The 17,553-nt window shown below is 38.1% G+C and carries 20 protein-coding genes; 5 read left to right on the plus strand and 15 right to left on the minus strand.

The genetic code is table 11. From position 1 onward, the window contains the following. Positions 1 to 186 precede the first annotated feature (186 nt). Genes Q7J54_05340 through Q7J54_05350 form a run of 3 tightly spaced genes read left to right on the plus strand, consistent with a single transcriptional unit; the run spans position 187 to position 2,782 of the window. Positions 187 to 765, plus strand: coding sequence for a hypothetical protein (locus Q7J54_05340; protein ID MDO8740965.1), 579 nt, complete (start codon positions 187 to 189; stop codon positions 763 to 765). Continuing rightward, a complete protein-coding gene (locus tag Q7J54_05345) occupies positions 762 to 1,805 on the plus strand; it encodes a phospholipase D-like domain-containing protein (GenBank protein ID MDO8740966.1) in 1,044 nt (347 codons plus the stop codon). Before Q7J54_05340 ends, Q7J54_05345 begins: the two co-directional genes overlap by 4 nt. Further along, the gene (locus Q7J54_05350) at positions 1,805 to 2,782 is read left to right on the plus strand and encodes an adenosine kinase (GenBank protein ID MDO8740967.1); all 978 of its coding nucleotides are present in this window, start codon (positions 1,805 to 1,807) and stop codon (positions 2,780 to 2,782) included. The genes Q7J54_05345 and Q7J54_05350 overlap by 1 nt, the downstream gene beginning before the upstream one ends. A 176-nt stretch (positions 2,783 to 2,958) precedes the next feature. Here the strand turns inward: Q7J54_05350 and Q7J54_05355 are convergent, their stop codons facing one another. The 5 genes from Q7J54_05355 to Q7J54_05375 are packed head-to-tail and all read right to left on the minus strand — an operon-like array spanning position 2,959 to position 5,544. Continuing rightward, positions 2,959 to 3,147, minus strand: coding sequence for a hypothetical protein (locus Q7J54_05355; protein MDO8740968.1), 189 nt, complete (start codon positions 3,145 to 3,147; stop codon positions 2,959 to 2,961). After that, positions 3,140 to 3,355: a hypothetical protein gene (locus Q7J54_05360; GenBank protein MDO8740969.1), complete on the minus strand. Its 216-nt coding sequence runs from the start codon at positions 3,353 to 3,355 to the stop codon at positions 3,140 to 3,142. The genes Q7J54_05355 and Q7J54_05360 overlap by 8 nt, the downstream gene beginning before the upstream one ends. Further along, positions 3,352 to 3,912 (minus strand): hypothetical protein, encoded by a 561-nt coding sequence (locus Q7J54_05365; GenBank protein MDO8740970.1) that lies wholly within the window; start codon positions 3,910 to 3,912, stop codon positions 3,352 to 3,354. The genes Q7J54_05360 and Q7J54_05365 overlap by 4 nt, the downstream gene beginning before the upstream one ends. A gap of 34 nt (positions 3,913 to 3,946) precedes the next feature. After that, positions 3,947 to 4,363, minus strand: a complete 417-nt coding sequence (locus Q7J54_05370; GenBank protein ID MDO8740971.1) for an Lrp/AsnC family transcriptional regulator — start codon at positions 4,361 to 4,363, stop codon at positions 3,947 to 3,949. Continuing rightward, entirely contained in the window at positions 4,339 to 5,544 is a 1,206-nt protein-coding gene (locus tag Q7J54_05375; protein ID MDO8740972.1) for an MFS transporter, read from the minus strand. Before Q7J54_05375 ends, Q7J54_05370 begins: the two co-directional genes overlap by 25 nt. 217 nt (positions 5,545 to 5,761) lie before the next feature. On the opposite strand from Q7J54_05375, the gene ahcY reads away from it, so the two are divergent. After that, entirely contained in the window at positions 5,762 to 7,024 is a 1,263-nt protein-coding gene (gene ahcY, locus Q7J54_05380; protein ID MDO8740973.1) for an adenosylhomocysteinase, read from the plus strand. 58 nt (positions 7,025 to 7,082) lie between these two features. Further along, positions 7,083 to 7,511: a response regulator gene (locus Q7J54_05385; protein ID MDO8740974.1), complete on the plus strand. Its 429-nt coding sequence runs from the start codon at positions 7,083 to 7,085 to the stop codon at positions 7,509 to 7,511. Between the two features lie 6 nt (positions 7,512 to 7,517). On the opposite strand, the gene Q7J54_05390 is transcribed toward Q7J54_05385, so the two are convergent. The 10 genes from Q7J54_05390 to Q7J54_05435 all read right to left on the minus strand — a co-directional run bounded on the left by Q7J54_05390 (position 7,518) and on the right by Q7J54_05435 (position 17,450). After that, positions 7,518 to 7,982 (minus strand): hypothetical protein, encoded by a 465-nt coding sequence (locus Q7J54_05390; GenBank protein MDO8740975.1) that lies wholly within the window; start codon positions 7,980 to 7,982, stop codon positions 7,518 to 7,520. 31 nt (positions 7,983 to 8,013) lie between these two features. Next, positions 8,014 to 8,238: a hypothetical protein gene (locus tag Q7J54_05395; GenBank protein ID MDO8740976.1), complete on the minus strand. Its 225-nt coding sequence runs from the start codon at positions 8,236 to 8,238 to the stop codon at positions 8,014 to 8,016. Between the two features lie 60 nt (positions 8,239 to 8,298). Further along, positions 8,299 to 11,577: a hypothetical protein gene (locus Q7J54_05400; protein ID MDO8740977.1), complete on the minus strand. Its 3,279-nt coding sequence runs from the start codon at positions 11,575 to 11,577 to the stop codon at positions 8,299 to 8,301. A gap of 88 nt (positions 11,578 to 11,665) precedes the next feature. Next, positions 11,666 to 12,034 (minus strand): hypothetical protein, encoded by a 369-nt coding sequence (locus Q7J54_05405; GenBank protein MDO8740978.1) that lies wholly within the window; start codon positions 12,032 to 12,034, stop codon positions 11,666 to 11,668. A 76-nt stretch (positions 12,035 to 12,110) separates the two neighbouring features. Then, entirely contained in the window at positions 12,111 to 13,244 is a 1,134-nt protein-coding gene (locus Q7J54_05410; GenBank protein ID MDO8740979.1) for a type II secretion system F family protein, read from the minus strand. 1 nt (position 13,245) lies between these two features. Next, on the minus strand, positions 13,246 to 14,025 hold the full coding sequence (locus Q7J54_05415; protein ID MDO8740980.1) for a type II secretion system F family protein: 780 nt from the start codon (positions 14,023 to 14,025) through the stop codon (positions 13,246 to 13,248). A gap of 32 nt (positions 14,026 to 14,057) precedes the next feature. Then, positions 14,058 to 15,539, minus strand: a complete 1,482-nt coding sequence (locus Q7J54_05420; protein MDO8740981.1) for a type II/IV secretion system ATPase subunit — start codon at positions 15,537 to 15,539, stop codon at positions 14,058 to 14,060. Positions 15,540 to 15,599: 60 nt separating this feature from the next. Then, a complete protein-coding gene (locus Q7J54_05425) occupies positions 15,600 to 16,760 on the minus strand; it encodes a hypothetical protein (protein MDO8740982.1) in 1,161 nt (386 codons plus the stop codon). A 110-nt stretch (positions 16,761 to 16,870) separates the two neighbouring features. Beyond that, complete coding sequence (locus Q7J54_05430; GenBank protein MDO8740983.1) at positions 16,871 to 17,029, minus strand: hypothetical protein; 159 nt, start codon at positions 17,027 to 17,029, stop codon at positions 16,871 to 16,873. 196 nt (positions 17,030 to 17,225) lie between these two features. Continuing rightward, positions 17,226 to 17,450: a type II toxin-antitoxin system HicA family toxin gene (locus Q7J54_05435; protein MDO8740984.1), complete on the minus strand. Its 225-nt coding sequence runs from the start codon at positions 17,448 to 17,450 to the stop codon at positions 17,226 to 17,228. Positions 17,451 to 17,553 lie beyond the last annotated feature (103 nt).

Genomic DNA, 17,553 nt, shown 5'->3' on the forward strand with positions numbered 1-17,553 from the left:
ACCTTGCGGACATCTGCCCTGGAAAAAGAGGTGATAGATCGTAATATGAATTTACCACGCCCCAACTTAACTTATCTACTCTGGAGTAGTGTTACTAGTATATAAATCTTTCGGTTTAAGAGCATTTTAAAGTGGTGACAACATGGTAAGAAAGGTATTTAAACAGTTCTTTGTTTTTTGGCTCTTATGAAATGCATCTCATGCAACAAGCCGGCAACTATTATTTTAAAGCACTTGCAGCCATACTGCTGCGCCTGCTTCTGCAGGATGATCGAAAAAAGAGTCAGAAAGTTTGTGAGGATCAACAAGATCTTTAAAAAAGGCGATAATATCTGCATTGTTGATGACAGCTCTCATGATTTTCTGAATACGCAGTTTTTATTGAAAAGCATAATAAAAGGCCTTCCTGTAAAAATAGAAGTTTTAAAAATAAGAATAGGGAATAGATGGGATTTTTTAAAGGACAAAAAAATAATAAAACTTTCAAAGAATTCAAAAATAATCATTCCGTGGACCATGGATGATGAAGATTCTTTATTCTTGAAAAACGTATTTAATTCAAAAATCTCGATAAAATCACACTTCATAAAATTATTAATAAATATTACAGATGACGAAAGCGCTGCTTTTGCAAAATGCAGGGGTTTTAAGGTTTCAAAAAAAGGAAATAAAAACAATATAAAAAATCTTTTGAATGAAATTGAAAATAAATACCCCGGCAGCAAGTTTGGATTGCTGAAAAGCAGCCTGGAACTGGTGAAATGAGCATATTCCGGCTTATAGACAAATTATTAAAGAATTTTTTCACTTATATGGTTGTTCTGGCAATAATCATATCGGTTTCAAAATTCATGGATTATGAAAATAATTCAGGTAACAAAATAACAGGCCAGGCAATAATCAGCATTGTTGCTGAAAATAACAATTTCACTCCCTCAGTCTATTTCTGCAGATATGATGACTGCGCAAAGGAATTCATCAGATTAATAGAAAACTCAAACAAGACTGTGCATTGCGCGCTTTACGATTTTGAATATGAGAATATAACTGATGCAATGGTCGAAAAGCTTAACAGCGGAATTGACGTGAAGGTTGTTGTTGATAATGCAAACTTCAAGAAAGTCAAAAATCTCAATTTTGTAAGGCAAGACAATCAAAATCAGCTAATGCACAACAAATTCTGCGTTTTTGACAATAAAATCATCTTCAGCGGCTCATTCAACCCAACAGTGAAAAACAACATCAAAAACGACAACAACATGATTGTTTACAATTCAAATTACCTTGCAAAAAATTACGAAGATGAATTCAATGAAATATGGAAGGGCATCTTTGGAAAGGGAGAAAACGTAAAACACCCTATAATAATCCTAAATGGCAAAAAAATCGAGAATTACTTCTGTTCTGAAGACCACTGCAGCTCGCACGTCATAACTGCATTAAACAATGCTAAGAAAAGCATTTATTTTATGCAGTTCAGCTTTACAGACAACAATATCGGCAATGTTTTAATCAGCAGCAAAGACAGGCTTGATATAAAAGGAGTCATGGAAAGAGCGCAAAACAACACATATGCGGAGTTTCAAAGGCTTGCAGACAGCAACATAAGTGTAAAATGGGACAGCAACAAATACAACATGCACCACAAGGTTTTTATTGTAGACAATGAAACCGTGATCACAGGCAGCTACAATCCTACAAGGAATGCTGATGAATCAAATGACGAGAATGTTTTGATCATCAACGATGCCGGTGTTGCCTCAAAATACCTGGAAGAATTCAAAAGAGTTTATGGCGAATCATAATGAAAAAATACGATGTTTTCGGAATCGGAAGCGCTTTGATGGACTTTCTTGTCGAAGTAGACCATAAAGAGCTGCTCGAAATGGACTTAAAGCATGGCGAAATGCATCTTATTGATAAAGCCCACTCCAAAAAAATCTTTGAAAAGCTGAAAAAGTATAAATTCAAGATTGCCCCAGGCGGATCAGCTGCAAATGTTCTTGCCGGAGTTGCTGTTTTGGGCGGCAAGGTTGTTTTCTGCGGCAAAGTCGGCCAAGATGAGCATGGCGCAGTCTACGAGCAAAAAATGACAGAAGGCGGTGTTTTTTCAAACATTAAAAAAGGCAGCTTAATGACCGGCCATACAATAACCTTTATAACGCCAGATTTTGAAAGGACTTTCGCAACTCATCTTGGAGCAGCGCTTGAATTGGGAAAAGAAGATGTTCTGGAGGAAGAATTAAGGCAAAGCAAGATTCTGCATATTGAGGGCTACCAACTGGAAGGAAAAGCCATGAGGGAAGTTGCGATTCATGCAATGGAAATTGCAAAAAATAATAATGTTTTGGTTTCAATTGACCTGGCCGATCCGGCTCTTATAAGAAGAAACTTAGAGGACATGAAAAATTTAGTTAAAAAATATGCAGATATTGTTTTTGCAAATGAAAAGGAAGCAGAGGCTTTCACAGGTAAAAAAGAAGAAGCGGCATTGGATGAAATTGCTGAATTTGCAGATGTTGCTGTTGTTAAATTAGGGTCTAAGGGTTCTTTAATAAAATCCAAAAACAGAGTATATAAAATAAATTCTTTTGAAGCAAAAGCAGTTGACACAACAGGAGCAGGTGATATGTATGCTGCCGGGATTCTATACGGAATAAGCCATGATCTTCCATTAGAAAAAGCAGGAAAGATAGCGAGTTATGCTGCTGCAAAAGTTGTAGAGCAGATTGGCGCAAGATTAAGCAAAAGCCTGAAAGATGAGATAAAGAAACTTATATAAGATATCAGTATTTCATGATGTTTCCTTGATTTCCCTGTATATTTTGCAAACACTGCTGCTTCTGGCTGCTGCCTGTTATTTTATCGCAGATTGAAGAATCACTCAATGAGTACATCATATTTAGATAGCAGCCATCCCTTTGGTCAACACTTGAGATTTTATCGCATAAAGTTGCTTTATTTCCAACTATCTGAGTGCTTTACCCATGCCTTTATCCCTGCGATCTGCGAAGAAGAACAACTAAATTCTTTTGCCAATTCGTATATATCTTCATCACCTTCTCCAATTCTTTTTCTTATTTCTTTTTTTTCTTCCTCACTTAATTCTCTTGTTTTTCTTTCAGGATACTCGTTCATCTTAACCAAGCAACTTAGGATACCCCCTAACATTTCTAATTCCATACATCTTTATTATTTTATCCTTGCCGCCTTTTTGCTTCGCCAGCCTTTTAAGAAAAGCATATGTCTTCTCAAACTGAGCATTGATGAATTTTGTATGCTCTTTTTTCCAGTTTTTATTGTTTCTAACATAATTCGCCCATCTTATAACCGCTTCCATGCGCTCATCATTCATAGTCTCAGCCTTCTTATCAGTTCTTTTATTTTATTAATCTCCTTTTCATCAACAAGTTCTGCATAAACTATTCTTAAATGTTTTGCATCTCCCATGTCCTTTTCTGATTTAAGGTACTCTTCCTTAAACGCTATATTCATATTAATTGAACCGAACCAAACATCTAATCCCGTTAATTTCAACTTTACCTTTGTTTTTAATTGATATTCGTCAAGCGCATCCTTGCTGAATTTTATTTCTGCTTCAGGTAAAGGCTCGTTTTTCCATGTGTATCTTATCGAAATATTTTCATTCATGTAGTCGTCATATAGTTTTGAAGCATCTAATCCCTGCATGCAGACAAATCCTTTTTTGACCAAATCATTATGCAGAAGAATAAACTGCTCTTTTATTAATTTTTCAAGTATTATGTCTATATCTTCAGTTCCCCTTGGCCTGCCGGAAGATATCGCTACAAAACCAGAAACAACTATGTATTTGCAGTGTTTTTCCAGAACTTTGCAGAAGTTTAAACAAAACTTGTCAAGTATGTTTCTGTCACTTATTCTCCTTTCCATTTCAGATAGTTAAAGGAGCGTTATATTTAAACCTTTATATTTCCTCCTTTATATTTATCGTGCTTATCATCGTCAGGGTTTTTTTAATGTTTTTGTTTTTTCTCAGACTGATGATGTAATCATTGAATTCATCAATATCCCTGAACTTGAGCTTCAGAAACAGGTCATGCTCTCCAGTTACGCCGAATGATTCCTTTATATGCCTATTCTCAAAAAAAGACGGCTCAAGATCCTTGTCAGTTGTCAGCAGCATGAAGACAATGAAATTCTCTCCAACAGCCTTGTTGCTTAATTTGACTGTGAATTTTTCTATTACTTTGTCTTTCTTTAATTTTGTCAGCCTTTGGTGCACTGTTGACGGCCTTAAGTCTGCCTTTTTGGCAATGCTTCTGATTGATTCCCTGCTATTCTGCTTCAGTATCTCAATTATTCTGCTGTCTTTGGAGTCCATTCCACATACCTCGTTTTAAGGTGCATAAATATATACAAAATAACCAAATCAACGAACAAGATTATTGCCGAAATCAAAAATGCTGTCTGTATTGACCACAAATCAGCAAGATAACCCAGAATAGGAGATAAAATGCTGAAAAACAGATCACCTCCGAGATTCTTCAATGAAAGTATTGTTGCGCGATGATGTGTTTGTATGTGCCTGTTGACGTAATCCTCAAGAACAGGCTCGGAGAAGCCTCCGATAAAAAACTTGATTATTGGAAACAAGACGGCCAATGGAATGAGCAGCTTCCACAGGAACAAAAACGATATTATTGGGATTATGAGCATTGCGTATAATGTTGTTTTTTCTCCAAGCAATTTTTCTATGTTGTGCGCAAATTTCGATCCTATCGCTCCTGCAACATTCATCAAAAAGAATATAACGCCAAAATAAAAGATGTCAATCTTGATTAGCTTGAAATATGGTTGGTAAAAGAAATAAGCAGCAGCCCCCACACCGCTAAATATCATTGAATAAATGATGAAAAATTTAACTTTTGGGTGGCTCAATGAAAATTTAATAGCTTCTCTAATATGGGCAAGATACCTTTTTTCCAGCGGCTTGTGCACATAAGGCTCGACAAAAAATAGGGGAATAAGGCACGAAATAGCTATAGGCAATGCCGTTGCCCAAAATGTCATTCTTAACCCATAAACTGAGGCAATATATCCGCCCGCAAGCGAAGCAATGCCCCACACAAGATAATTGATAGATGTAACTGTCCCGAATATTTTCTTAAACTGCTCCTCCTTGCCTAATGCAGCCAACGTATCATAGATAAAAGCTGATGATGCAGAACCCCACAAGGCCGATGAAACGCCTATCAGCGTTTCCGCAATCACAAATCCTAAAAAATTAGTTCCGAGCGCGTAAAAAATCCAGCTGGCTAAAAAAAGAAACTGGGACAAAATAATTGCTTTCTTTCTTCCTGCAAAATCTGTAAATGTTCCTGCAGGTATTCTGAAAAAAACAAGTATGATTGCATAATACGCCTGCAGAATCATAACCTGCATCAGTGTAAGATTGTTTTCAAGAAGGAATAAGACAAATATTGGAGTTACAAATATGAGAGTGCCTAAAACCCTGTAAATGTAAAATTTCCATATATTGTCTTCTATTCGCATCTTAATCATTTTTCATTTAATGTTTAAAGACTCTCTGAACAAGAAATCTTTAAAGCTAAGTTGGGGGCATGTTCAGAGAGCCTTCTTGACATGGAAATCAATTTGTACAGCTTATATTTAAATATTTCTATATTTGTCTTTATTTTTAATCAAATTATGGACAATGTTTACTTTTTATTGAAAAAAATATATAAATGTGTATAAATTAATCAATTCAGGTGATAAAATGGACAAAGGCGAAACTTATGAAGTTAAAGACATTAAATTAGCAGAGCAGGGAGGGATGAACATTGAGATTGCAGAATCCCACATGGGTGCTTTGTTAAAAATAAAAAAAAGATTTGAAAAAGAAAAGCCGTTAAAAGGTATCAGAGTTGGGCTGGCATTGCACATTACAAAAGAAACAGCTGTTCTTGTTAAAACATTGATTACTGGCGGCGCAGAAGTTGCTATAACTGGCTGCAATCCATTAAGCACGCAGGACGATGTTGCAGCTGCGCTGGCAAAACAAGGAGTCAAGGTTTGGGGATACAAAGGAGAGAACAATGCAGATTACTACAGATATTTAGCAAATGTAATTGATTTTAAGCCCCACATAACAATTGATGATGGCTGCGACTTAGTTTCTGAAATACATTCAAAACACCCTGAACTAATAAAAGATATAATTGCAGGCTGCGAGGAAACAACAACAGGGATTATACGGCTGAGAGCAATGAAAAAAGACAATGCCCTGAAATATCCGATAATTGCTGTTAATGACAATAAAACAAAGCATTTGCTGGACAATTATTATGGAACAGGCCAGTCAACTGTTGACGGAATAATAAGAGCCACAAATATATTATTTGCCGGAAAAAATATTGTTGTTCTAGGATACGGAAGCTGCGGAAAAGGATTTGCAATGAGATGCAAAGGCCTTGGCGCAAATGTAATTGTGACAGAAGTTGATAATTTCTGCGCATTGCAGGCTGCTTATGATGGATTCAGAGTTATGAAAATGGAAGATGCCTGCAAAATAGGCGATATATTCTGCACTCTGACAGGAAACAAGCACGTTGTAAGAATAGAGCATATAAGGCAGATGAAGGAAGGCGCAATCCTGGCAAATTCAGGCCATTTTGATATTGAGATTGATGTCAAGGGATTGAAACAAATAGCTTCAGGCGAAAGAAGGGTAAGGCCTTTCCTTGACGAATACATTGTTGACGGAAAAAAGATCTTCCTCTGCGGAGAAGGGCGCTTGGTAAATCTTGCTGCTGCAGAAGGCCATCCGAGCGAGGTTATGTCAACCAGCTTCTGCGGACAGGTATTGGCAGTTGAATACGCTGTCAAAAACAAAGGAAAGCTTCCAGTGGATGTTATATTGCTGCCTGAAGAGATCGACAACAGCATAGCAAAGCTTCAGCTTGAAGCAATGGATATCAAGATTGATGCGCTGACAGAAGAGCAGAAGAAATATCTCAGTTCATGGCAGGAAGGGACATAATTGTTTTTCGCATTCAGTTTCATAAGATTTAAATATCTGATGATGATTTGATAGAGCTATGGGGATAAAGAAAGATCTTAAGCATGTTGATGATTATGTTTTGATTGTTGATGATAATGCAGATACAGCAAAATTTATTCAAACGCGTGTTAATGGCAGAGGTCTTAGTGTAAGAAAAGCTGCAAACAGCAATGAAGTTCTAGAAATCCTTAAAACAGGCAGGCCCAGATTGGCTTTTGTTGACCTCCAAATTCCAGATACAAACAGCTACAAATTAATATCTCATCTGAAAAATCTATACAAAAGCTGTAAAGATAAGATTTACATTTGCGCATTAACAGAAGGCTCGACAAGTGATGCCAAAACAAGGCTCGTAAAGGCGCGCAACGCAGGAGCAGATGATGCTTATCCGAAAGATGGCCTTGGTTTTATTGGTGGTGTTTTATATGATGCCTATTACACCAGCACCAAAAACGAAAGAAGATAAAATGATTCATTTATATTTCTTCACAATCTCCTTGAACTTCACATAACTCTCAGAATCCTTGAACTTGCCGAAATCCTTTTCTGAAAGCTTATCGAGCATTGATAAAAACATTCTGGACAGCTCTTTTATATCTTTCGAAGCCTCTTCTTTCGCAATTGTTTCTTCAACTTTCACTTCTTCAGCAGGCTCTTTCTTTTTCCTTCCAAAAAGCCTTGAGAAAAATCCAGGCTTTTCTTCCTTTCCCATTTCTTCTGCTGTTTCTGAGAATTCTTCTTGTTCCTCTTTCGGCTCATTAACCATCATTTTCACTTCAACTCCTGATTTCTTGGCTTCCTTCAGCTCGGGATAAGCTTCCATCTTTCTTGGAATTTTTATCTTTTTAAAAAGCTTTGCAATCTTCTTGGCTGTTTCAGATCTTCTTCTCCCTGCAATGTATTTCGACACCATCTTTGTAATTTCTTTGTCAGCCATATCTTTTCAGAAAAATAATCAATATATAAAGCTATCTTTTTTTATGTGTTGCTTCTATTATGGCTCGCAGATCAGCAATCTCTTCCTTCAATTCTTTCAGCTCTTTGCTCAGCTCAGTTTCCTCGCTTTCAAATTTTCCAGCTATTTTTCTCAATTGCCTGAATTCTATTTCGAGCAGAATAAGGTAGCCGACAACAACAATGGAGAAAACAACAAGCAATTCAAGTATAGGTAAGTTTAATCCAAAAACGTACATATGAAGCACCTCTTTTTTCTACTTATTTATGTTGATAATCGGAGTATTTAAATCTTTGCGTCAGGCTCTTTTTCTTATTTCCTGCACCCTTCTGTATGTCAAAACCAGCAAGCCTAATCCAAGCATTACTATTGCTGCGCTTTCAACCCATCTCAATATGCTTTCTCTTCTCCCAAGCACATAAAAATTAGCAAATCCCTCGCTTATTGTTGTGAAATCCTCCCTGAATCTGACATTTGCAACATAGCTGCCTGTAATCGCCTGAGCCGGTATTATGAATTTCTCGGAGTTTTCTGTCTTCTCCAACGGCTCAAGCGAATTCAGGCTGGTGAATGAAGAATGAATGGTATCCAAATTAGGGTCAAAAACCTCTGTCTCAAAATAAGGCCTTTCTATTTTTTCACCGCCGTTTATCACAAGTATTGCCAATCCTACTGGCGAATCTGATGAGTATCTGTCTTTGTCAGAAGTTATAATGATTGCAGGATAGCTTTCCTCATAGAGCACTGTGATTGTTCTAATGCCCTCTGCTTCCATCTCACCTAGTTCTATTGAAATTGAATCTGCGCCGCCATTGAACTTCAACTTTTCACCGAATGCGTCTTTAACCTCGATGATCTTACTATAGCTTATTGGAAGATTCAATCTTATATTCTTATATGTCTCTTTTGCAAAGCTCTTCAGATAAATGTCTGTCTTTAATTTCACTTTTTTATTTTCCAGTTTTTCCAGCACTTCAACTTTCCTGTCAACTTCAAGAATTGGCGGTGTTAGCACAGTTATGTCATAAGTTCTTGTTTCCAAAGCTCCAACAATCGTTTCCCAGAAAACAAGGCCGTTGTCTTTTTCAACCTTCTCGTCTATCTTCTGGCCGAATGCATCATAATAGCTTGCATACGCCTGTGTTGAATCAGCAAATACTGTTGTTTCAAATCTCGACTGTATTGGCCTGGAATTCGGGTTATAAGCAGTGAATTTCTTCGACCATGTTGCAGGCTGCCCGACAACAATTATTTTTGCCAGTGTAAGATTGCTGTCTTCTATCTCAAACGGCTTTGCAGGCTCGGGGATTGTAACATGGACAACACCAAATGCAGATGTGGATATCTGCTCTCCTGTCGCCGGGTCAACGCCGAATACCTGCATCGGAATTGTGTAAGTGCCAGTTGCAGTTATGTTGAACCTGTATGAAATTACAAGGTAATCGCCGTCTTTCATTGTGCCGTTCCAGAATGTGTTGTTCTGAAGGAATCTGCTGTATTCATAAGAATCAACAGGTGTTCCATCTGTAAGTGTAGTTGTTCCAGCTATATGAGTCACATTTATATTTGTCGCATTGACTAAAGTTATTGAGTTGCTCCCTGAATTGTTGAAATAAACTATCAGGACATTGCTTATTGTAAAGTTAGTTCCGTTTACAATATAATCCAGCAATCTTATATCTGCAATGCCGTCAGCAGCTGATGATTTATCAACAACATCAACCCTAATAGTTGCATTAACGCTGTTTGGCTGCGCAGGGTTGTTTATCTTAAGCTCCTTATATGCATTCAGTCTTTTTGTGGCAACAGTAACATTTGTCAGCGGCATATTCTCCACTATCGGAGTTCCTGACTGCGTCCACACAGTCACATTTCCCGTCATGTTAAAAACAAGCCCTTCCTGAAGGCTTTCATTGAAAACAAGATCATAAGAAATATTCACCACTTCATTAGTCAGCAGATAGCTCTTATACACTGATTGGTTCAAATCTTTTATCACAGCTTTTACATATCCTTCTGCGCTTGCCGTATTATTGACGCATGTTATCGTTACATTATTTGTTATCGCTGTTCCGTTGACTGTCACAGCAACAGAGCTGCAGTTTGCATAAAATATTACAGCAGTTCCATTAACTGATTTCGGCGGATAAATAGAAAATATTGAAAAATTAAGGCCCCTTGCTCCATTGTCCCCTAAATAAGTTGTGCTGTCTCTTATTTTTATTGTCTGCTCCGGCAATCCCCTGTCAACTCCTGAATCTGGCAGCATCACTCCATCAATTGCTTTTGTATTTGAAATATCTATTATGAAAAGCGAGCCCATATCCAATCTTCCCCTTACTTCAGCGTCATATCCCTCAGCCCCGCCCCAGCTTACATTCCAGTCAAAGTATGACGCAAAATAAGGCTTGCTTGTTGTCAGGGTATCAAGCCAGTCTGTGTATTTTGTTGTGCCTGCAGTTATATTCCCCCATCCCGGATTTATGTTGCTTGAATTTGCTGTTCCAACAGGAGTTCCATTTGCCAGCACTTGGTATAGTTTCCATGATCCAATAAGATAATTCAGGCCTCCGCCGTTTTCATTTGCTGCATTTTTAAAATAGCCGCGCACGCGCCATGTTGATGATGATCCATTTGAAGGATTCGTCAATGCCAAATCAACCCCCTGCCTGACAGGCCCTCTGCTGAATTTCACTGTAACATTCATTCCAGTCAATAATTTGCTGTTGTCCAATCCGGACACTGCAGAGCTGTTAAATACTGAAATAACGCCTGTTGTGCCGGCAGCATCATTTAAGTTGTAGCTTGTTGTTCCGCTGTCTGCAAGATTTCTGTTCGTCCTTACTGTTGCATTTATTGTTATTGTTATATTGCCGTAAGCGACAATATCGCCTGTCCAGTTGACAAGCTCAGAATCCATCCCGCCAGTTGCATTCCTTACTGCTGCTGTCTGATTTCCTCTGAAGCTTATCCACACAGTTCCATTGAATATTGCAACCCCTGTTACATTGACAATATCATATCCTGTCTGCGTGCTTTGGCCAAATGTTATTGTAACATTAACGCTGTTAAGGCTTCTCCACCCAGAAGGATTTGTTATATTGATCGTTATATTAAGATTATTCCATGACTGATTCAAATTGCCTTCATAATTGTTGTCAAAAATATTGTCATCATTATAAACATCTGAGCCTCCGGCATAATTCGATACTGCCATCGAAATATTCAGCCTTGGGCCATCAGCATTTATCGTGTAAGTATTGCTGTCGCTTCCGCTTGCATTATGATAAAGGCTTGAATTATCATTTGCCGCTCCTGCATAGAAATTCCATATTCTTCCGTCTGTGTCTGTTCTGTTTGCAATGTTTGTCCTGCTCAGCCCAATACTGGACACATTAAGGCGGACATACTGCAAAACATCAGCAACATTCACAACTCTTATTGCAACATATCCAAGATTGACATTTGTGCCGGTAGACGTTCCATTCCTAAGATAATCCTGCCTATAAATTTCAGTTATTGTCAGATTCGGGGAAACAGCATAAGCAAAGGGCATAAATGCAAATAGAATTACCATTAACGCTATCCAAAAACCTCCTTTCATCATTCACCAGCTCTTTTTATTGTATCGTATGATAAACATGATTAAATAACAATAACATAGGTCAAACTTCTTTAAGCTCATCTTCTATCTTTTTGACTTTGCCCATCTTCTCCTTGAGCCTTGACAATTTATCCTGCAAGTCTTCTTTCTTCGCTGTTAATGTAGTTTCTTTTTCAGTCAATACTGCTAATCTGTCTTTAATAGCCCTGAATTCATCTCTTGTCGAAGAAATATCTTTCGTGGTTGACTCAACTTCATCCTCTACTTTCGACTTTATCCTTGTAAGCTTTTTCAGCTCTTCTTCAAGGTCATTTATCGCGTCAAGAAGCAATGCCTTCTTTTGCTTGTGCTCAGGCTCTTTTTCAGCTGCCGCTTCCTTTTTCTCAACACCCTTTAAAAAGTCGCGTACGTTTTTTATCAGTTCTGCCACAAAATCACACCTTTTACCTATCAATAACATAAGTTATTTATAAAGATTTTGATTATATGTTTTAGCTGCATCGTTCTCAAAATATTCCTCCCAAAAGCCTTTCCAGCACAATTGAAACTCCCAAAAATATCAAAAGTGTGACTATCATAAATACAGGAACATATTTTATGCCCGATTTCACATCGCCTTTGTTTATGATTGCCACGATTATTGCTGAAAAGAATGACGTTACAAGCAGCGAGCAAATTGCAAATATCTTGAAATCTGCCGGAGTAATGGCGACATTTGAGAATGATATTGGAAAGCCTACAGCTGCAGAGCTCGCGCCAGCTCCTGCTATGCCTGTCATTTTGTTTATCACTATCAGCAGCTGGTTGGATAATGCGAACAAAAAAGGCGCCGCAAGCACAGTTGCAAATGATATGAAGATCATATAAGTTGTCACATTTGCTGACATTTCCTTTTTTATTGTCTGCGACTCCTTTATATTGAGCGCAATCTTATTCAGAAGATCTGCAATCTCGCCTCCAGAGCCGATGCCCTCAATTATCAGCGTAACAGACCTTTTCAGCGTATCAGAATCATACCTGTCTGAGAATCTTTGCAGTGCAGCCTCCAAATCTTCGCCAGTCATGGTTTCCTTCGCAACATCTTCGACTTCTTTTGCCAAAACTCCGAAGCGCGGCCTTATTGCGCTCCACAGCGCCCTGTCAATCGGCATTCCTGCCCTTACATTGGAAGCAGTCAGCTGCAGAAAATCAGGAAGCACTTGCTCTATTGTAACTTTTCTTTTGAAAATTTTCAAGTCAAGAAAAACATAAAAAATAAGCCATAACAGCAGCAGTATCGCTATAAAAACAAATATCCACAAAAAGAACATTGTGAAAATGACATATGCCAGCGTATAGCCTAAATTGACAGAGAAAAAATACATCAGGTAGAAAGATATGGCAAGGTTGATCAGGACGCAGAAATCAAAGATCCATTTTGAAATATTATGCTCTTCTAAAGCCAGCCCGGCCCTTTCAAGATAAGCTCTCAGCTTAAGCCTTTTGCGCTCCTTTTTCTTTTCCTCTCTTGTCTTCCTCAAATGCTCTATGAAAATCTTTTTTCTGCGCTCAACCAGGCTTTCTTCATGTTTCTTTGTTTTAAAAATGTTCTTCAGAAAACTTAATTTGCTCTTGTTGTGATTATTATTCCTGCTGTTCATCTTAAAACTCGATAGCCGGCCTCAGTGATTTTATTACTGAAACGAACATGAACTGGACAAATGCAAGCAGCAAAACACCGACAAGCAGGGTTGCAAGCGTTATTTTAATGGACATGAAAGTCGCCAGTACAATAAGTACTGTAACACCCAATGAAGGGACTATTACTGCAGTCATCATATAAAACATCGCCAATGGATTCAATGTCCTGCCGTATTTTTTCATCTCTATATTCTGCTCTCTTGTGATCTGCTCAATCACGTCCCTCAATGACTTGGCGATGTCAGATCCGGTCTTCAGGGAATTTAATATCTGCCACAGCATTCTTCTGAAATCTTCAGACGGGGTGTATTCAATGGATTCATTCAGCGCATCTTCCAATGTTGTTCCAATCTCGACCTTGTCAGTTATTTCCTTGAAATATACGCCAATATCCTTGTAGCTGTTTGCAACATTCTTTATTGCATCGTACAGGCTGATGCCTGACTCGATCTCTATTATCAAAAATCTGCCTGCAAAAATAATTTCCTTGCTGATCTGCTTTCTCCTTCTGAATATTTTAACATCCGGCAGTTTTGACAGATAAAGGAAGACGAGTAGGAAAATAAAGGGCGCAACAAATACCAGCAAAGCAAGCTTAAAGCTTGTTTTTGACAATAGCGCTGTAATGAAAAAAATAAGTCCTGTTGTCAGATAAAAACTGCTGACTAGGGTATTCTTTACAAATTCCTCTGGCTCTTCCACCATTCCTGCCTGCTTTAGCTTGTCACCCAAGCCGGGCATTAAGGAAGCGAGCCTTTTGATTATGATATTGGCTATTTTAAACCACCCAGCAATTTATTTTTATTCACAAATGCCATTAAATTATCTTTGTCAGTATAGTACTCGGCCATAACCCTGCCAACGCTTTCAACAGTGTTGATCTTGTTGCCCACAAGGTATTTCAGCACCTTTTCCTTGAGTTTCAAATCATCTTCTATCTCTTTTTTTGAAAGCCCTGTATACAGCTGCAATGTGTCAAAAAGCGCAACAGGCTTGTTGACATTCTGCATTATGTCCTTGTAAGTGTCAAACTGTACAAGTATGTTTGGCCTCGCGTCAGGCAGTATCTCTGCAATCTGGAACGTCCTTCTTATTCCCGTTCTTCTGTTCCTGTACTGCACAATTATCATTGAAATTGCAGGCAGCATGGTCTTTGGCACTTCGATCGGCGGGCTCGTCAGCCTTGTTATTGTTTCCTGCACATTGTTTGCATGGACAGTTGCGTAAACGCTGTGGCCAGTATGTATCGCTTCAAATAAAACTTCTGCTTCCCTTTTTCTTCTGATTTCGCCTACAATTATCCTGTCCGGCCTCATCCTTAATGAATTGACAAGCAAGTCAAGCATTGATATTTCGCCTTTGCCTTCTATATTTGGCATCCTTGTAACCATCGGTATCCAGTGCAGGAAGCTTGGCAATTGCAGCTCTCTTGTGTCTTCTATGCTTATTATTCTCTGATTCGGAGGAAAAAATACAGACATGACATTCAATGCGGATGTTTTTCCGGTAGCTGTGCCGCCGGTTATTAAAGTCGAGAGCTCGTACTGCACAGCCATCCATATGAGCGAAGCAGCTGACGCTGAGATTGTTCTGCTTTCAATGAAATCTGTTATAGTCCACGGCTTTGACGCGAATTTTCTGAAAGTTATTGTGTTCCCCTTTGTCGATATCGGAGACAATGTTGCATTAACCCTGTCGCCTGTTTCCAGGTTGGCGTCCATCAACGGCGCCAGGACAGTGATCTGCTTGCCAACCTTTCTTCCAATCATTGTTGCATAATGCGTTATTTGGTCTTCGCTTGCAACCTTTATGTTTGTTTTCAGCCAGCCGTATGTCCTATGATAAACCCACACATACTCGTCGGCATTGTTGATCGCAACTTCTTCCAGATTCACATCATCCATCAGTATTTCTATGTTGCCCAGGCCAAGGCTTCTCTGTATAAGGTATGTTGTAAGAAACATTGTTGCCTTTTCATCAACATCTGGAAAATATCTCTTTACAAGAACCTCAATCATATCCCTGAATTTCTCTTCTATAACGCCTGCCTTTCTTATATCTGCAATTTCAACTATGCCCAGGCTGACTTCTTTTATGAGCTCCTGCCTTATTTTTTCAAGAATTAGTTCAGTGTTCTTGCTTATTGCGGAAATTGAAATCTCGTATATTGGAACATACTCTCCTGCCTTCATATATATTTTTACAGAAATAGGCATGTCTGCAGAGAAAAATTTATACTCCTCTTTTATTACCATCTCAACCTCTTTTTTTATTTTATAGTAACGAACCTAAATTTTCATATATGATGTCCGACATTATATTAAGCTTGTTATCTTTTTAATGTGGCTTTCGTACTCAGCTTTCTTTTTTGTTATTTCATTAAACTTCTTATCGAGCTCTTTGGCATAGCCTTTGATATCTCCGCTCTTGCTTGAAACTGCAAAAGCCTGCGCCTTTTTTATAAGCTGGTTCAGCTCAATCTGCAAATCGTGCTTCTGGTGCTCAAGGTCGCTCATCATTTTGTAAACATTTAATTTTTTCTTGAAAAATTCCTCGAATTTTTTTGAGACTTCCCTGCCTTTTTTAGCCTTAGAGCTGATAGCGTATTTTTTTTCTTTTAATTTTTTAAGTATATCGGAGCGTGATTTGATGATGTCTTTTTCCCTGGCTCTGCTTTCTTCAGCAAGGCTGCGGACTTTCTTTTGCTCGGCTTCAATTTCTTCTTCTATCTGCTCAGCCAGGCTCTTCAGATTCTCAACATGGTTCTTTTCATCGTAAATCAGCTGATTTTCTTCTCTTGCCTTTTCCTCGATTTTGCCTATCATTGCCTTGAATTTTTCAAGCTTTTTGGCCAGCAGCTTTTCATTTCCCTGGAGCTTATTGATATCGCACTCTTCGCTTTTTAGGTTCTTCTTTACTTTCTTTTCTTCTATAGAGACCTCTTTCATGACATCTCTGTATTTCTCCTGCTCCTTTTTCATCGCATTCTGCGACTCTCTGATTTTATCAGCATAATCGTGATTTTGCTTCACCAGACCAGCATCGAGATTCTTTTTGGTTTCTTCAAGCTTTTCAAGCTCTTCAACTTCGCCCCTGACATGCTCAACTTCAGAGCCTATTTCATTTTTTATTTTTTTAAACTGATCTTCCGCGGTTTTAAAGGAAGTGGATTCTTTATCAAGGCTCTTCAAGACAATCTCTGCTTTTCTTACAAAGACGTCTTTTCTTCTTTCGAATTCCTTTTCTTTTTCCTTGATTTCCCTGCTGTTTAATTTCTTTTCCTGCAGGTATGCTGTTGCAAACTTGTATTCAATGCTTATTATGCCTTCCTCCTCTAGAAAATCAGCCCACTCTTCAACAACATCTTCAGAAACGCCAAGTTTTTCAGCAGCATCAGGCACAGAGATCCTGCCTGCTTTCTTTATAAGCTCGACTAATTTATCTACCCCTGTCTCTATCATCCTCGTTTCTTCCATGTGAATTATCTGTAATGTTCATGTTTAAAAAGCTTTCGATGGCTGTTTGTACCAAGTTCATTGATAATTCTTTTGCTCTTGTAATTCTTGACAGCTCGTGTGAAGAAGATCTATACATTTTGTTTAAGTAAGTCTTTAACATAATTAGCTTCAAATACCTTTCCTTTCGCCTTATTCTTTGCACTTAGTTTCAGCATTTTCATTGTTTCAGGATTTGCAATGATCTCAAGGGACTCTGTTAACGCATCCAAATCGTCTTTTTTTGCCATTTCGTTTTCTATCTTGAATTCTCCTTGAATCTGCAGGACAGATTTATTTCATATATCGCTTTATTATACAATTATCTGTCGTAAACTCTTGGCCTTTTGTCAATCTTGATTTTACAGTCTCTGTGTTCTTCTTTTTTTGAAGTCTTCCTCAGCTTCCCTTAGTGCTTCTATGTCATCATCCGTCATAAAAACATCCTCAGTTTATCTCATTCAAAAAATCTTCTCTGCTTACGTCTATCTCATTCAAAATCTTTTTCAATAATCCTCTTCCTATGTCCTTTCCTGAATGGACTGGAACTATAGTTGCTCTTCCATCAGAATGCTTGAAATACTTATGGCTTCCATGCTGCCTTATTTCTTCAAACCCCTTTTTCTTTAGAAATCTTATTAATTCCTGAGCAGACAACAAAGGAAGCTTCATACTTCAACCTGCACCTGCTGTATGCCTACAAATTCTCCTCCAGGAATCTCCTTCTCTACCTGTAAGCATAATTCAATTGCTTCTTTTATATTTTTCAGCAATT

The sequence above is a fragment of the Candidatus Woesearchaeota archaeon genome (assembly GCA_030651135.1).
Lineage (GTDB): Archaea > Nanobdellota > Nanobdellia > Woesearchaeales > JACPBO01 > JACPBO01.

Excerpts from the sequence above, each read along its gene's own strand:
- Q7J54_05375 (MDO8740972.1), bottom strand. The coding sequence starts at position 5,544 with ATGATTAAGATGCGAATAGAAGACAATATATGGAAATTTTACATTTAC.
- Q7J54_05360 (MDO8740969.1), bottom strand. The coding sequence starts at position 3,355 with ATGAATGATGAGCGCATGGAAGCGGTTATAAGATGGGCGAATTATGTT.
- Q7J54_05340 (MDO8740965.1), top strand. The coding sequence starts at position 187 with ATGAAATGCATCTCATGCAACAAGCCGGCAACTATTATTTTAAAGCAC.
- Q7J54_05370 (MDO8740971.1), bottom strand. The coding sequence starts at position 4,363 with ATGGACTCCAAAGACAGCAGAATAATTGAGATACTGAAGCAGAATAGC.
- Q7J54_05420 (MDO8740981.1), bottom strand. The coding sequence starts at position 15,539 with ATGGTAATAAAAGAGGAGTATAAATTTTTCTCTGCAGACATGCCTATT.
- Q7J54_05410 (MDO8740979.1), bottom strand. The coding sequence starts at position 13,244 with ATGAACAGCAGGAATAATAATCACAACAAGAGCAAATTAAGTTTTCTG.
- Q7J54_05395 (MDO8740976.1), bottom strand. The coding sequence starts at position 8,238 with ATGTACGTTTTTGGATTAAACTTACCTATACTTGAATTGCTTGTTGTT.
- Q7J54_05350 (MDO8740967.1), top strand. The coding sequence starts at position 1,805 with ATGAAAAAATACGATGTTTTCGGAATCGGAAGCGCTTTGATGGACTTT.
- ahcY (MDO8740973.1), top strand. The coding sequence starts at position 5,762 with ATGGACAAAGGCGAAACTTATGAAGTTAAAGACATTAAATTAGCAGAG.
- Q7J54_05430 (MDO8740983.1), bottom strand. The coding sequence starts at position 17,029 with ATGGCAAAAAAAGACGATTTGGATGCGTTAACAGAGTCCCTTGAGATC.
- Q7J54_05425 (MDO8740982.1), bottom strand. The coding sequence starts at position 16,760 with ATGGAAGAAACGAGGATGATAGAGACAGGGGTAGATAAATTAGTCGAG.
- Q7J54_05385 (MDO8740974.1), top strand. The coding sequence starts at position 7,083 with ATGGGGATAAAGAAAGATCTTAAGCATGTTGATGATTATGTTTTGATT.
- Q7J54_05435 (MDO8740984.1), bottom strand. The coding sequence starts at position 17,450 with ATGAAGCTTCCTTTGTTGTCTGCTCAGGAATTAATAAGATTTCTAAAG.
- Q7J54_05390 (MDO8740975.1), bottom strand. The coding sequence starts at position 7,982 with ATGGCTGACAAAGAAATTACAAAGATGGTGTCGAAATACATTGCAGGG.
- Q7J54_05345 (MDO8740966.1), top strand. The coding sequence starts at position 762 with ATGAGCATATTCCGGCTTATAGACAAATTATTAAAGAATTTTTTCACT.
- Q7J54_05400 (MDO8740977.1), bottom strand. The coding sequence starts at position 11,577 with ATGGTAATTCTATTTGCATTTATGCCCTTTGCTTATGCTGTTTCCCCG.
- Q7J54_05415 (MDO8740980.1), bottom strand. The coding sequence starts at position 14,025 with ATGCCCGGCTTGGGTGACAAGCTAAAGCAGGCAGGAATGGTGGAAGAG.
- Q7J54_05365 (MDO8740970.1), bottom strand. The coding sequence starts at position 3,912 with ATGGAAAGGAGAATAAGTGACAGAAACATACTTGACAAGTTTTGTTTA.